This window comes from Phenylobacterium sp., from assembly GCF_030697925.1.
Taxonomy (GTDB): domain Bacteria; phylum Pseudomonadota; class Alphaproteobacteria; order Caulobacterales; family Caulobacteraceae; genus Phenylobacterium.
Genome location: NZ_JAUYOJ010000007.1, coordinates 52777 through 66749 on the forward strand (window position 1 = coordinate 52777; position 13973 = coordinate 66749).

Consider the following 13973-nt stretch of genomic DNA (forward strand, 5'->3'; position numbering starts at 1 on the left):
CAGGATGCAGGATGCTCCCGCAAGCAAACGCCTCAGACCTGAAGTCCGTGATCGAAGCCGCCTGGGAAGACCGCGAGGCGATCAACACCGGGACCGGGGGCGCGGTGCGCGAGGCGGTGGCCGAGATCATCGAGCGCCTGGACGCCGGGACCCTGCGCGTGGCAAGCCGTGGCGACGACGGGGCGTGGATCACCCACCAGTGGGCCAAGCAGGCGATCCTGCTGTCCTTCCGTCTGTTCCCGAACCAGTTGGTCGAAGCCCCCGCCCCCGGCCCCTACTGGGACAAGGTGGCCTCCAAGTTCACCGGCTGGGGCGCCGCCGAGTTCGAGGCCGCAGGCTTCCGCGCCGTCCCTGGCTGCGTGGTCCGCCGCGGCGCTTTTGTTGGCCGGCGCGCCGTGATGATGCCGTCCTTCGTGAACATCGGCGCCTATGTGGACGAAGGGACCATGGTGGACACCTGGGCCACGGTCGGCTCCTGCGCCCAGATCGGCAAGAATGTGCACTTGTCCGGTGGGGCGGGGATCGGCGGGGTGCTGGAGCCCTTGCAGGCCAACCCTACCATCATTGAGGACAACTGCTTCATCGGCGCGCGCTCGGAAGTGGCTGAGGGCGTGATCGTGCGCGAAGGCAGCGTGCTATCGATGGGTGTCTACCTAACCTCGACCACGCCGATCATCGACCGGCGCACCGGGCAGGTGACGACCGGCGAGGTGCCGCCCTATTCGGTCGTGATGTCCGGCAGCCGGCCCCCGCCGCACGAGGGCATGCCCTCCACCTATTGCGCGGTGATCATGAAGACGGTCGACGCCCATACCCGATCCAAGACCAGCATCAACGAACTGGTGCGGGAGCCTTGAGGGCGCCCGAGCTTGACCTGAAAGTCTACCACCAGGCGCGTGCTGGTCGGGCGAGGACATCGCTCGCCTTTAGGCATGCCGCGGGGTCCGGGCGCCCTTCCGGGCCGGTGAGTGCCCCAGGCCACTGCGCTTCGCCACTTCGGAACGGTCTCGCGCATAGCTGGGCGCGACCATGGGATAGTCCGGCCGCAGGCCCCACTTCGTGCGGTAGTCCTCCGGGGTCATTCCGTATTTGGCCATCAGATGGCGTCGCAGGGAGCGATAGTGTTTCCCGTCTTCAAGACTGATCAGATAGTCGTCATGGATCGAATCGTCGATCGCGACGGCAGGGGTCGGAGGTTTGGATTCCTCATGGCTGGGGGTATCCCCCGCGGCGGGCTTCGACGCCGATCCAGCGTCCGCCACTTCGCCCTGCACTTGCCCGTGCTGTGATATGCGCTCCGGAATCGGGGCTGGACCCTCATCAGCGAAAGCATCTCGCAGCAAACGCGCCAAGTCCGGCAGTTCCGCAGCCGGGATTGTGTTGCGCCGCAAATAAGCAATCAGGACATCTGCCGCGAGCCTTGCGGAGACCTGCGTGTCATTGGTATCCATATGTCGATTCCTCACGCGCTCGACGCGTTTTCTTGGAGGTACGCCAAGTGACATCGATTGGCAAATTTAGACCTCAAGTCTGACAGATTCACTATAAGCTCGGCTTTCGACATCCGTTGAGTCAGATTTCGATTTACATTCACCGAGTCCTGTCCGAAGGAATTTTTGCTACCCATGGGCGAGACCGTGGACACTGCGCCTCAGGTGTGATCCTTTTCACTTGGCGGAGAACGTCGGCTAGGCACAAGGCGAAGTAGAAGCCACGCCGCCGACCTGTTGCATTGGGGAATTGCATGATCGGCGAGGTGATACGCCTTCCCACGGTAAGTCGACACGCAACCAAGAGCGTCCGAGCGAAACTCCAGGGTATGATCTCGATCTTTCACGCCATTGATGATGCTGAGCTCTTGGCCGCCCTGCCAGAGTGCGCTCTCGCTCGCGCCAACCACATTGAAGCGTTAAACCTGCTCTCGATCATCGAAACTGAGCTGGATGCGTTGTGCCGGGCGCTGGCGGAGCCTTCCTGATTGAGGACATCGTGCCGCCTCAGACGCAGCGGGCGGGATCTGACTGAAATAGCGAACCCAACGCTCATTGCATTTGGGCTATGGCCTGCCATGGAAGTTGCGTTCCCGCCCTTAGCGGGACGCTGGCGACCCCAGTCTGCAGCGGCGGCGAGGTAATCGGTTTCGCGCCATCCTCAAACGTTCGGGAAGTGTGTTTGCGGCCAGCGGTTATAGAGCGATGGCGTAGACATATTGCCCATCTTCATCGGTCCTGGCCCGCCATCCTACTTCGCGCGATGCGCTTCGCAGGATTGGCTTGGCGGCTAGCGCGAAGCAGGATGCCCTTCAAGACCTTGGCCGCCCCAGCGGGCCGCGGGGATGCATGGTGTGGGGTTGATCTTCATCTTCGAAATCTTGCCGCTCAGCGCACTGGTCTGCGGCGCGCTGGGCGCCTTGATGACATTTCCGTACAAGGACGCCGTTGCAAGGCGGCATCTGCCGCCGGTGCTGATTCTGGCCGCGCCGCCCATGGCGATGCTCGCATGGGCCTTCGCCTTCAGCGGCAGGGCCGAAGTTGAAGACGGCATTGTCTCCTGGCCCAGTGGGTTCATCTATCTGATGATTGTGGTCAGCGTGGTCCTTCCCTTCATTGTCGCGCGCGCCTCGCGACCGGCCCATCGGTTCGCCCTGTTCAGTGGCCTTCTCCTGTTCGGCGTGACCATGCTTTCCGCCTTCTGGTCCTTGATGGTGATAACCGATAGCTACCTCTAGCCCTCCAGGTGCCTGGGACTGACCGAGCTGGATTTGGTCCGAAGAGCCGGCCCTGGTCCCCCACGAAGCGTGATTTTGTAACGCATTCACGGCGCGCGACGGCCTCGCTATAGGACGGGCATGGCGAGGCTGGCGACATGGTGGCGAGGGGCGGGGGGCGTGTTCGCCGCCCTGTTGCTCGCCGTGATGCTGTCGGCGCCCGCCGCCGCGGCTGGCTGCGCGGACGAGGCGAGGGCCGCCTTCTCGGCGGCCGACTCCCTCGGCGACGGCCAGGCCAGTCCCGAACCGTCCGACACCGACCCGTGCGAGGACGGCTGCGGACCTTGCGTCCACTGCCAGTGCCATCACGGCGGCGCCTCCATCGCCGCGGAGGCGATGCTGTCCGAGAGCCTGCAGACCGACAGGGCGCGGCACGTCCTGGCCGAGGCCTCCGCGCCCCGGTCGAACCTGACCTTCGGGCTCAAGCGACCTCCCCGCGCCTGACGACCCGCGCGCGCAACGCGCCGCCTGTCGTCAACCGTGAGGACCGTCAATGCATCCCCTTCTGCGAGGGCCCCGTCTTGCGGGCCTGCTGATCGCCGCCGCCGCGCTGCCGGCCGCCCCGGCCCTGGGCCAGGCGCCGGCCGTCGCACCGGCCGCCCAGCCCCATCTCAGCCTCGCCGACGCGCTCGCGCGGGCGGCGGGCGTTGATCCCAGCGCCGGGGCCTCGAGCGCGCGCCGCGCCGCCGCCGTGGCGGCCGTTCGCCAGGCGGGGGTCAGGCCCATGCCGTCGCTGGGCCTGGAGGTGGAGAACTTCGCCGGGACCGGGGCCTATGCCCTGGTCGACCGCACGGAGACGTCGCTCAGCTATGAGCGGGCCTTGGAGCGGGGCGACAAGCGCGAGGCCCGCACCGGACAGGCCCGCGCCGAGCTCGATGTCGCCCGCCTGCGCGGTGAGGTCCGCCGCCTCGACTTCGTGCGCGACGTCCAGACGGCCTATGCCGAGGCGTTGGCGACCGAGGCGGAGCTGCTGGTCGCTGAGGCCCGGCTGATCGCGGCCCATGCCGCCCAGCGCGACATCGCCCGCCGCGTGAAAAGCGCCCGCGACCCCCTGTTCGCCGGCTCGCGGGCCGAAGCCCAGACCGCCCAGGCCGAGATCGCCCGCGACCGGGCCCGGGAGGCCGCGCGCATGGCTCGCGCGGCCCTGGCCGCGTTCTGGAACGGCGCGCCGGACTTCGCGCTCCGGCTGGACGACTTCTTCAGCGTCACGCCGCCGGCGGAACCGCCCATCGCCGACACCCCCGACCTGGCCCTGCTGGAGGCCGAGCGGGACGTGGCGGTCGCCGCTGTGCGGGTCGCCCAGTCCCGGAGCGTCGCCGACCCGACCCTGCGCGGCGGCCTGCGCCATTTCGGACAGGGGAACGAGGTGGCGCTGGTGGTCGGCGGCTCGTTCCCGCTCGGCGCCCGGGGCGCCAATCGCGCCAATCTGGACCGCGCCCAGGCCGAGCGGATCGCCGCCGAGCAGGAGATCGCCGCCGCCCGGATCGCCCGCGAACGCGAGATCGTCCGGCTGACCGCGCGCCTGCGGGCGCTCGCCCTGGAGTCGGAGCGGATCCGTACCGAGGTCATCCCGCCCGCGATCCGCACCGTCGAACAGGTGAGCGCCGGCTTCAACCGCGGCGGCTTCGAATACCTGGATGTCACCGAGGCACAGCGCGCCCTCGCCGACGCCCGCGCCCGCCGCGTCGAGGTCCTGCGCGACTACCACGCCGGCCTGGCCGCGCTTGACCGGCTGACCGGCAAGCATCGCGCCCTTGTCGCCATCAACTCCGAGGAGCGCCGCTGATGCGCCGTCACGTCATCCTGTTCCTCGCCCTCGCGGCCCTGGCCGGCTGCGGCGAGCCTCCCGCGAAGCCCGCCGACGCGCACGGCGCATCTGCCGAGGCGTTCGAGCGCGGCCCGCACCGGGGCCGCATGCTCCGCAGCGGCGACTTCGCCGTGGAGGTCACCATCTTCGAGGAGGGCGTGCCTCCGGAGTTTCACGTCTACGCCTATCGGGACGGCAAGCCGGTCAGCCCCAGGGATGTGACGCTCGCGGTCGAACTGACGCGGCTCGGCGGCGGCGTCGACCGCTTCAGCTTCACGCCGCAGGGCGACTATCTGCGCGGAGCCGGCGTGGTCCGCGAGCCGCACTCGTTCGACGTCAAGGTGCGGGCCACCGACCGGGGCCGCGCCCACCAGTGGGCCTACGCCTCCTATGAGGGCCGCACGACGATCACGGCGCAGGCCGCGCGCGCCGGCGGCGTGAAGACCGAGACGGCCGGGCCGGTGGTGATGGCCGAGCTGGCCGACATGGCCGGCCGCATCGAGATCACCCCGGAGGGCCAGGGCAAGGTCCGCGCCTGGTATCCCGGCCGCATCGTGGCGCTGAACGCCGAGCTGGGGCAGCGGGTCCACAAGGGTCAGGTCCTGGCCCGGGTGGAGTCCAGCCACAGCCTGCAGACCTATTCGATCCCGGCGCCGCTGAGCGGCGTGGTCATCGAGAAGGGCTCCAATGTCGGCGACGTGGCCGGCGAGGCGCCCTTGTTCGTCATCGCCGATCCCGACCGGCTGCACGCCGAGTTCTTCGTCTATCCGCGCGACGCCGAGCGGGTGCGGGCCGGCCAGAAGGTGGAGGTTCGCACCCTCTCCGGCGACACCCGCGTCACGGCGCCGGTCGAGGCGATCGTGCCAACGACGGACATCGCCAGCCAGACGCTGATGGCCCACGTGCACCTGCCGCCCGGCGCCTCGGCGACCTTCCGGCCGGGCATGGGGGTCGAGGGCTCGTTCCAGGTCGCCGCCGCGCCCGTCGCCCTGGCGGTGCGGACCAAGGCCCTGCAGCGGTTCCGGGACTTCACGGTGGTCTTCGCCAAGGTCGGCGACACCTATGAGGTCCGCATGCTGGAACTGGGCCGCCGGACGCCGGAATGGACCGAGGTGCTGGGCGGGCTGGAGCCCGGAACCGAGTACGTCACCGACGGCGCCTTCCTGATCCGCGCGGACGTCGAGAAGTCCGGCGCGAGCCACGACCACTAGGGGCGCGCAGATGCTCGAACGGATCATCGCCCTTTCCATTCGCCACCGCTGGCTGGTGCTGGCCTTGGCGCTGCTGACCGCCGCCGTGGGGATCTGGAGCTTCCAGCGCTTGCCCATCGACGCCACCCCGGACATCACCAATGTCCAGGTCCAGGTCAACACCGAGGCGCCGGGGTTCTCGCCGCTGGAGTCGGAACAGCGGATCACCTTCCCGGTCGAGACCGCCATCGCCGGGCTGCCGGGGCTCGACTACACGCGCTCGATCTCGCGCTACGGCCTCAGCCAGGTGACGGTGGTCTTCAAGGACGGCACGGACATCTACTTCGCCCGTCAGCTGGTGAACGAGCGGCTTCAGGCCGCCCGTAGCCAGCTTCCCGAAGGCATCGCGCCGGAGCTGGGGCCGATCTCCACCGGCCTGGGGGAGATCTTCCTCTACACCGTGGACGCCCGGCCCGGCGCGCGGAAGGCCGACGGCAGCGCCTACACGCCGGAGGACCTGCGGACCCTGCAGGACTGGGTGATCAGGCCCCAGCTCCGCAACACGCCCGGCGTGACGGAGGTGAACTCCATCGGCGGCTTCGAGCGCCAGTTCCACGTCACGCCCCGCCCCGAGCGGCTGTCGGCCTATGGCCTCACCATGGGCGAGGTCATCGAGGCCCTGGAGGCCAACAACGCCAACGTCGGGGCGGGCTATGTGGAGCGCTACGGCGAGCAGTACCTGGTCCGCGTGCCAGGCCAGGCGAACGGCGTCGCCGACCTCGCCTCGGTGATCGTCACCAACCGCGGCGGCGTGCCGATCCGCATCGCCGACCTGGCCGACGTGGGCCTGGGCGAAGAGCTGCGCACGGGGGCCGCGACTCAGAACGGCCGGGAGGTGGTCCTGGGGACGGCCTTCATGCTCATGGGCGAGAACAGCCGCACCGTCGCCCGCGCCGCCGCCGCCAAGCTGGAGGAGGCGGCCAAGTCGCTGCCCCCAGGCGTGGTCGCCACCCCGGTCTATGACCGCACCGACCTGGTGGACCGCACGATCCGCACGGTGGAGACCAACCTGCTGGAAGGCGCCCTACTGGTCATCGTCGTGCTGTTCCTGCTGCTTGGGAACCTGCGCGCGGCCATCATCACCGCGGCGATCATCCCGCTTTCCATGCTGCTGACCATCACCGGCATGGTGCAGGCCCGGGTGTCGGGCAATCTGATGAGCCTGGGCGCCCTGGACTTCGGCCTGATCGTCGACGGGGCGGTGATCATCGTCGAGAACTGCCTGCGCCGGTTCGGCGAGGCGCAACACCGGCTGGGGCGGCTGCTCACCCGTGATGAGCGCTTCGGCCTCGCCGCTAGCGCCACCAGCGAGGTGATCCGCCCGTCGCTGTTCGGGGTGCTGATCATCGCGCTCGTCTATGTGCCGATCTTCGCCCTCACCGGTGTCGAGGGGAAGATGTTCCACCCGATGGCGATCACGGTGGTGATGGCCCTGAGCGCGGCGCTGCTGCTGTCGCTGACCTTCGTGCCGGCCGCCGTGGCCCTGTTCGTGACCGGTCGGGTGGAGGAACGCGAAAGCCGCGCGATGCGAGGCGCCCGTCGCGGCTACGGCCCGGCGCTCGACTGGGCGCTGGGCCGACCCACCGCCCTGGTGGCCGGCGCCGTGGCCCTGGTCCTGCTGTCGGGGTTCGCCGCGACGCGGATGGGGTCGGAGTTCATCCCGACCCTCGACGAGGGTGACATCGCCATGCACGCCCTGCGCATCCCCGGCACGAGCCTGACCCAGGCGGTGGCGATGCAGACCGCCCTGGAAGCCCGGATCAAGCGGTTCCCAGAGGTGGAGCGGGTGTTCGGCAAGATCGGCACCGCCGAGGTCGAGACCGATCCGATGCCGCCCTGGGTCGCCGACACCCTGATCATGCTCAAGGACCGCAAGGACTGGCCCGATCCGCGCAAGCCGAAGGACGCGCTGGTGGCGGAGATCCAGGAGGCCGTCGAGGCGATCCCCGGCAACAACTACGAGTTCACCCAGCCTATCGAGATGCGCTTCAACGAGTTGCTCTCGGGGGTGCGAGCCGATGTGGCGGTGAAGGTCTATGGCGACGACCCGGCGATCCTCGCCGAGGTCGGCGAGGCCATCGAGCAGGTGGTCGACGGCGTGCGCGGCGCCGAGGATGTCAGCGCCGAGCAGACCACCGGCCTGCCGGTCCTGCAGATCACGCCCGACCGCGCGGCCCTGGCGCGCCTCGGCCTCAATGTGCGCGACGTGCAGGACCTGGTGTCGGCCTCGCTGGGCGGCGCCGTGGTCGGCCAGGTCTTCGAGGGCGACCGCCGGTTCGACGTGGTGGTGCGGCTTCCCGAGGACATCCGCGGCCAGGTCGACAAGATCGGCGACCTGCGCGTGCCGCTGCCAGCGACGGGCGCCGGGCCGCGAAGGTTCGTGCCGCTGGCCGACGTGGCGCGCATCGAGGTTGAAATCGGCCCGAACCAGATCAGCCGGGAGAACGGCAAGCGCCGCGTGGTGGTCACGGCCAATGTCCGCGACCGGGACCTCGGCTCGTTCATCGGCGAGGTGCGCCGGAGGGTGGGCGCCGAGGTCGAACTGCCGAGCGGCTACTGGATCGGCTACGGCGGGACGTTCGAGCAGCTCATCTCCGCGGCCCAGCGGCTGCAGCTCGTCGTTCCGGCGGCCCTGCTGCTGATCTTCGGCCTGCTGTTCGCGCTGTTCCGGTCGGTGAAGGACGCCGCCATCGTCTTCTCCGGCGTGCCGCTCGCCCTGACGGGCGGGGTCGCGGCCCTGCTGATCCGGGGGCTGCCGCTGTCGATCTCGGCCGGCGTCGGCTTCATCGCCCTCTCCGGCGTGGCTGTGCTGAACGGGGTGGTCATGGTCAGCTTCATTCGAAGCCTGCTGGCGGAGGGGCGGCCGCTGGAAGAGGCGGTCCGCGAGGGCGCGCTGACGCGTCTGCGTCCCGTGCTGATGACGGCCCTGGTGGCGAGCCTCGGCTTCGTGCCGATGGCCTTCAATGTCGGCGCGGGGGCGGAGGTTCAGCGACCCCTGGCGACGGTGGTGATCGGGGGGGTGATCTCCTCGACCCTGCTCACCCTTCTCGTCCTCCCGGCGCTCTATGTGCTCGCCCACCGGCGGCGCGGCGTCGCTTAGGCCCGCGTCGCGCCTCGCCCCGTCCGCCATGCCAGGACCAGGGCCGCGATCGTCGCCATGGACGCCAGGAACAGCGGCAGCCCCGGCAGGACCTCGTGCCGCACGGCCCAGGCGAAGCTCAACCCGAACAGGCTCGGGCCGACTACGGACGCCAGCCCCATCAGCGCCTGGTTCGCCCCCTGCAGCTGGCCTTGTTCGCTCGGCCCCACGCGGCGGGTCATCAGGCCTTGCAGGCCCGGCGTGAGCAGGCCGGCCAGGCAGGAGATCGGCATGCAGGCCATGTAGATCAGGCTGGTGGGGGCCAGGCCGTACCAGATGAAGCCGACGATGCTGGCGCCCGCGCCGATCAGCATGGCGCCGCGCTCGCCGAACCGGGCGACCACCGGGCCGACCAGGAAGCTCTGCACCGCTACGCCCAGCACCCCGCCGGCCATCATGTAGAGGCCGGTCACCACCGGCGACCAGCCATAGCGGTAGCTGGTGTAGAGCACGAAGATGCTGGGCCAGACCATCTGGGCCAGCTGGTTGAGGAAATGAATCCCGGCCAGGCCGAACAGCTCGTGGTGCGAGCGCAGCAGGTTGAGCGAGCCGATGGGATTGGCCTTGCGCCAGTCGAACCGCGCCACCCGTTTCTCCGGCGGCAGGGACTCCGGCAGCAGCACGGCGCCGTAGATCACATTGGCCAGGGTGAGCGCCGCGGCCGCCAGGAAGGGCAGGCGCAGGTTGACCTCGCCCAGCAGGCCGCCGATCGCGGGCCCCGCCAGGAAGCCGAAGGAGAAGGCCGCCCCCATCCAGCCGAAGGCCCGCGCCCGGCCCTCGAGCGGGGTGACGTCGGCCACATAGGCGTTGGCGGTGGAAAAGGCGCCCGAGGTCGCCCCGCTGATCATGCGCCCGACCAGCAGCCAGATCAGGCTGGGGGCGAGAGCCATGAACAGGAAGTCGATCCCTAAGCCGCTAAGCGAGACCAGCAGCACAGGCCGGCGTCCCACCCGGTCGGAGACCAGGCCGAGGATCGGGCCGGCGAAAAGACTCATCACCCCGCCGACCGTGGCGAACACCACGTTCCACTCCGAGGCCGCCGCGGTGTCGCCGCCGGTGAACTGCTTCAGCAGGGCCGGCATGATCGGAATCATCAGGCCGAAGGACATGGCCGTGGTGATCGCGCTGACAAAGATGAAGCCGAACGCGGCGCGTCCGGCGGCACGTGGCGCGCCTAGCGGGACATCCACGGTTTCGACTTGGCCGAGGATTGGGCCGCGGCGGCCTGTTCGCGCTGGAACTTGCCGCCCCGGGGCGGTTGCGGCTTGGCGGCGATGGCGGCCTTCTTCAGCCGCAGGGCCTTCTGGATCGGGGTCTCGGAGGGCGGTGCGTCATCGGCCATGGTCATCGTCCTCTTGCTGGGGAGAGTCTAACGCCTGGGCGCCGCCTCTGTCCGACGAAAAGCGCGCGCGGCCGGATTCCAGCCAAGCTGTGATTTCATTCCGGAAAACATGGTTGACGAGGTGGCGTCATGCGCGGGAGCAACAAGCGTGGCAATAAATTTCCGTTGCCGGACGAATTCGGCTGTGTTTCGCTCGAAATTGTTAAAGGTCATTAAGCATCCCGAGGGGCGTGAACCTTGGGATACTGCGCAGCCCGGTGTCCTCAGGAGGGGCGTATGAGGAAGCTTTTGTTGTCCGCGGCCATGGCTCTGGTCGTGGGCGGGATTTCGACGCCTGCGTCTTCGGCGACGATCGTGTTGAACAATCTGGGGGGGGTGGATCCCGGCAGTCAGGCGTTGTTCGGCTTCACCGCCGCGGCCGACTTCTGGTCCAAGCGTCTCACCAACGACGTGACCATCAATCTCGACGTGCGCTTCCAGTCCCTCGGCGCCGGTATCCTGGGCCAGGCTGGCAGCCGGTCGTTCGTGGTCGACACCGAGACTATCCAGAACCAGCTGGCCGCGGTCGGCGCGACGTCGCTCGACGCCATCGCGGTGGCCAACCTGCCGACCCTCACTCCAGGCGACTATGGGGTGGGCGCGCTGAGCGTGATCACGCCGGGCGATCTCGGCGGCGGCCTGGGCTCCGATGCGCTCACCCGGGTCCTGGACGCCGATGGCAGCGCCAACAACTCCTTCCTCGACGCCAACAGCGCCAATCTGAAGGCGCTGGGCTTCACCGGGTTTGGCGACGTCGCCGATGGCGCCATATCGTTCAGCAGCGACTTCAATTTCGACTTCGACCCGTCGAACGGGATCGCCAACAACGCCATCGACTTCATCAGCGTGGCGGTCCACGAGATCGGCCACGTCCTGGGTTTCGTGAGCGGCGTCGACATCTACGATGTCCTGGGCTTCCCGGATGGCCCCCTGCTCGGCGATCCAGACCTGGGCATGCTGCCGCTGGACGACTTCGCCATCGGCTCTGTGCTGGACCTCTACCGTTACAGCGCCGCCAACAGCGGCGCGGTGCTCGACTGGTCGGTCGGCGGCTCGCCATTCTTCTCCATCGACGGCAAGACCGTCTATGGCGGCGGCTATTTCTCGACGGGCGCGTTCAACGGCGACGGCCGTCAGGCCTCGCACTGGAAGGACAATCTGGTCGGAATGCCGCAGCTGGGCGCCTTGGACCCCACGGTGTCATATGGCCAGGCTGGCAAGGTGACGTCGCTGGACCTGGCGGCTTTCGACGCCATCGGCTGGAACATCGACTATGATGTCCTGAACTCGACCAGGTCCTTCACCACCCGCGACATCTACTATGCGGCCATTCCGGAACCCACCACATGGGCGCTGACGATCACCGGCTTCTTCCTGATCGGCGGCGCGTTGCGCCGGAGCCGGCGGGTGCCGGCATTCGCGCGGACCTAACGGGGCGGCGCCTGGTGCTGCTGGCCGCGGTCCTCGGGATCGCGGCCAGCGGCCCGGCGTTCGCCCAGACCTCCGACTACCTGTTCGAGGCGGTCGATCCCTATCCGCGCCGCCAGGTGGGGGTGGTGCTGCAGGTGCGTATCCGCGACGCCGCCGGCCGGCCGCAGCACGGCGCCGCCATCCTGGGGGCCAGCCTCGACAAGTCGCGGGACGGCCAGCCCGCCGCCTACGCCCCGGTCACCATCCTGCCAACCGCCGACTACGGGGTCTACGCCTTCAAGACCGACCTCAACACCGACGGACGCTACCTGCTGACGCTCCGGGCAAAGCTGATGGGCGTGGCCCAGCCGGTCACCGGCACGGTGCTCTTCACCACCCCTGCGCCCAAGCCGTCCGCGCCGCTGGTGGCGCCGGCCAAGGCGCTGGTCCGCAAGCCTCGGACTTAACCGTTTCGTATTCGGAATAGGCCATGGTGCCGCTCGAACGGGAGCAAGGGTCCTGACCTCATGGTCGTCTTCCAGATCGTCCGCTGGCGGGAGCTGACGCCGGCCGACCGCCAGGCCTGGACGACCTTTCGCGCCGCACAGCCCTTCCTCTCCAGCCCCTATTTCGACCTCGGCTGGTTCGACGCGGTGGACCGCGCGCGGGGCGACCTGTTCGTTTCGCGCGGAACCCGTCGCGGCGGCGCGGTCGCGTTCCTGCCCTTCCATCCCGGGGTGTTCGGCGTCGCTCGGCCGGCCGGCGGCCCCTTCTGCGACTGGCATGGCTTCGTCGCCGAGCCCGGCCTGGCGCCCGACGTCGGCGCGGCCCTGGCCCGCGGGCCGGCGGGCTACCGGTTCGAGGGCGCTCCGGCCGCCGATCCTGGCCTCGCCGTCCATGCCGGCGACCGCGATGTTTCACACATGGTCGATATCGCCGACGGCTTCGAAGCCTATGCCCGGCCGCAGGGCCGCGCCGCGCCCAAGGCGCTTTCGAACCACCGTGGCGCCATGCGCAAGCTGGAGGCCGACGGCCGCCGGGTCGAGTTCGTCATCGACGACCGCTCGCCGGAGACCCTGGCCACCCTCATGGCGCTGAAGTCGGCGCAGTATCGCCGCTCACGCCATCCTGACGCCCTGTCATGGTCCTGGAGCCGTCGCCTCATCGCGGCCCTGCCGGAAGCGACCCCGGAGTCCTTCGGCGGCGTGCTGTCGTCCATGCGCGTGGATGGCGAACTGGCGGCGGCGCACCTGGGCCTGCGCAGCGGCGGCGCGCTGCACTACTGGCTGACCACCTACGAGCCCAAGTTCGCCAACTATGCGCCGGGCAATGTCCTGGCGCTCGAAGTCGTACGGAGCAAGTCGGCCGACGGGGTGCGCGAGGTCGACCTGGGAGCGGGCGACTATCCGTGGAAGCGGCAACTGGGCAACGGCGGGACGGCGCTGGTCCGGGGCCTGGCCTATGCGGCCTCGCCCGTCGGACGCGCCGCCGGGGCCATGGCTCACGCCGGCCGTCGCTGGGCCGCCCTGCCGGTGGGTCCGGCCGCCAGCCTGCCGCGGCGGGTGGTGGGCCGGGTCGAGCGCACGGCCGCCCAGTGGGCGCCCGCCCCCGTCTAGCCCGGGGCCGGGCTAACCCTGCGCCGATCTCACCGGGTAGGGCACGGGCTGGTTGACCACCGTGCGCACGCGGCCGGCCGGCTTCTTGGGACGGTTCACCGCGACCTGGATCGGATTGTCGATCGCGTAGTGGAAGGCGGTGGCGAAGGCGAGCGCCAGGGCCACGCCCATGCCCCACAGGGTCCACTGGACGGGTTGGCTCAAGTCGAACCTGGCGATGAGCTGATTGACCACCCCGAACCAGGCGATGCGCACCACCTCGTTGGTGATGAAGACCGAGAAGGAGATCACCGCGGCCTTCTCCACCAGCCAGGACTTGCGACGCACCGGGATGGCGCCCGAGGCCATGATCATGGCGCAGATCAGGGCGAGCGAGATCAGGCTGAACTCGCCGAAGGCCTGCACCCCGATGAAGCCGGCCAGGGCGGCCCGGCCGAGGCCCTTGGCGAGCCGTTCGGGCAGGTAGACCTTCTGGGCGAAGCGGGCGAGCGCCATGCCCAGCATGAACAGGGGCAGGGCCCGGAAGATGCCGAACTTCAGGGGCATCTGGTAGACCGGGTAGTCGAGGATCGCCCAGGTCGCCAGGTTGCAGGCCGTGAAGGC

General features: G+C 69.2%; 13 protein-coding genes and 1 pseudogene. 10 read left to right on the forward strand and 4 right to left on the reverse strand.

What is annotated here, in order from left to right; translation table 11 throughout:
- Window positions 1-11: 11 nt before the first annotated feature.
- A complete protein-coding gene (gene dapD / locus Q8Q88_RS01225; RefSeq protein ID WP_305673378.1) occupies window positions 12-857 on the forward strand; it encodes a 2,3,4,5-tetrahydropyridine-2,6-dicarboxylate N-succinyltransferase in 846 nt (281 codons plus the stop codon).
- 69 nt (window positions 858-926) lie between these two features.
- Here dapD and Q8Q88_RS01230 read toward each other — a convergent pair whose 3' ends face one another.
- Complete coding sequence (locus Q8Q88_RS01230) at window positions 927-1451, reverse strand: MucR family transcriptional regulator (protein WP_305673379.1); 525 nt, start codon at window positions 1449-1451, stop codon at window positions 927-929.
- A 293-nt stretch (window positions 1452-1744) separates the two neighbouring features.
- On the opposite strand from Q8Q88_RS01230, the gene Q8Q88_RS01235 reads away from it, so the two are divergent.
- The 6 genes from Q8Q88_RS01235 to Q8Q88_RS01260 all read left to right on the forward strand — a co-directional run bounded on the left by Q8Q88_RS01235 (window position 1745) and on the right by Q8Q88_RS01260 (window position 8924).
- Window positions 1745-1978, forward strand: a complete 234-nt coding sequence (locus Q8Q88_RS01235) for a hypothetical protein (protein ID WP_305673380.1) — start codon at window positions 1745-1747, stop codon at window positions 1976-1978.
- Window positions 1979-2350: 372 nt separating this feature from the next.
- Window positions 2351-2728 carry a hypothetical protein gene (locus Q8Q88_RS01240; protein WP_305673381.1) on the forward strand — a complete coding sequence of 126 codons (378 nt, stop codon included), beginning with the start codon at window positions 2351-2353 and terminating at the stop codon, window positions 2726-2728.
- Window positions 2729-2887: 159 nt separating this feature from the next.
- A complete protein-coding gene (locus Q8Q88_RS01245) occupies window positions 2888-3211 on the forward strand; it encodes a hypothetical protein (RefSeq protein ID WP_305673382.1) in 324 nt (107 codons plus the stop codon).
- 49 nt (window positions 3212-3260) lie between these two features.
- Window positions 3261-4553, forward strand: a complete 1293-nt coding sequence (locus Q8Q88_RS01250; protein ID WP_305673383.1) for a TolC family protein — start codon at window positions 3261-3263, stop codon at window positions 4551-4553.
- The gene (locus tag Q8Q88_RS01255; protein ID WP_305673384.1) at window positions 4553-5785 is read left to right on the forward strand and encodes an efflux RND transporter periplasmic adaptor subunit; all 1233 of its coding nucleotides are present in this window, start codon (window positions 4553-4555) and stop codon (window positions 5783-5785) included. Before Q8Q88_RS01250 ends, Q8Q88_RS01255 begins: the two co-directional genes overlap by 1 nt.
- A 10-nt stretch (window positions 5786-5795) precedes the next feature.
- Window positions 5796-8924, forward strand: a complete 3129-nt coding sequence (locus tag Q8Q88_RS01260; protein WP_305673385.1) for an efflux RND transporter permease subunit — start codon at window positions 5796-5798, stop codon at window positions 8922-8924.
- Here Q8Q88_RS01260 and Q8Q88_RS01265 read toward each other — a convergent pair.
- Window positions 8921-10153, reverse strand: a complete 1233-nt coding sequence (locus Q8Q88_RS01265; RefSeq protein WP_305673386.1) for a TCR/Tet family MFS transporter — start codon at window positions 10151-10153, stop codon at window positions 8921-8923. The genes Q8Q88_RS01260 and Q8Q88_RS01265 overlap by 4 nt on opposite strands.
- Window positions 10138-10311 carry a hypothetical protein gene (locus Q8Q88_RS01270; protein ID WP_305673387.1) on the reverse strand — a complete coding sequence of 58 codons (174 nt, stop codon included), beginning with the start codon at window positions 10309-10311 and terminating at the stop codon, window positions 10138-10140. Before Q8Q88_RS01270 ends, Q8Q88_RS01265 begins: the two co-directional genes overlap by 16 nt.
- A gap of 270 nt (window positions 10312-10581) precedes the next feature.
- Between Q8Q88_RS01270 and Q8Q88_RS01275 the strand changes: the two genes are divergently transcribed.
- The 3 genes from Q8Q88_RS01275 to Q8Q88_RS01285 are packed head-to-tail and all read left to right on the forward strand — an operon-like array spanning window position 10582 to window position 13370.
- Window positions 10582-11775: an NF038122 family metalloprotease gene (locus Q8Q88_RS01275; protein WP_305673388.1), complete on the forward strand. Its 1194-nt coding sequence runs from the start codon at window positions 10582-10584 to the stop codon at window positions 11773-11775.
- Window positions 11776-11789: 14 nt separating this feature from the next.
- The gene (locus Q8Q88_RS01280) at window positions 11790-12221 is read left to right on the forward strand and encodes a hypothetical protein (RefSeq protein WP_305673389.1); all 432 of its coding nucleotides are present in this window, start codon (window positions 11790-11792) and stop codon (window positions 12219-12221) included.
- A 60-nt stretch (window positions 12222-12281) separates the two neighbouring features.
- Window positions 12282-13370 carry a GNAT family N-acetyltransferase gene (locus tag Q8Q88_RS01285; RefSeq protein WP_305673390.1) on the forward strand — a complete coding sequence of 363 codons (1089 nt, stop codon included), beginning with the start codon at window positions 12282-12284 and terminating at the stop codon, window positions 13368-13370.
- Between the two features lie 12 nt (window positions 13371-13382).
- Here the strand turns inward: Q8Q88_RS01285 and Q8Q88_RS01290 are convergent.
- Window positions 13383-13973, reverse strand: a pseudogene (locus Q8Q88_RS01290) (acyltransferase); the annotation flags it as partial.

Coding starts and splice junctions, on each gene's coding strand:
- dapD (WP_305673378.1), top strand. CDS start 12: ATGCTCCCGCAAGCAAACGCCTCAGACCTGAAGTCCGTGATCGAAGCC.
- Q8Q88_RS01230 (WP_305673379.1), bottom strand. CDS start 1,451: ATGGATACCAATGACACGCAGGTCTCCGCAAGGCTCGCGGCAGATGTC.
- Q8Q88_RS01235 (WP_305673380.1), top strand. CDS start 1,745: ATGATCGGCGAGGTGATACGCCTTCCCACGGTAAGTCGACACGCAACC.
- Q8Q88_RS01250 (WP_305673383.1), top strand. CDS start 3,261: ATGCATCCCCTTCTGCGAGGGCCCCGTCTTGCGGGCCTGCTGATCGCC.
- Q8Q88_RS01255 (WP_305673384.1), top strand. CDS start 4,553: ATGCGCCGTCACGTCATCCTGTTCCTCGCCCTCGCGGCCCTGGCCGGC.
- Q8Q88_RS01260 (WP_305673385.1), top strand. CDS start 5,796: ATGCTCGAACGGATCATCGCCCTTTCCATTCGCCACCGCTGGCTGGTG.
- Q8Q88_RS01270 (WP_305673387.1), bottom strand. CDS start 10,311: ATGACCATGGCCGATGACGCACCGCCCTCCGAGACCCCGATCCAGAAG.
- Q8Q88_RS01275 (WP_305673388.1), top strand. CDS start 10,582: ATGAGGAAGCTTTTGTTGTCCGCGGCCATGGCTCTGGTCGTGGGCGGG.
- Q8Q88_RS01285 (WP_305673390.1), top strand. CDS start 12,282: ATGGTCGTCTTCCAGATCGTCCGCTGGCGGGAGCTGACGCCGGCCGAC.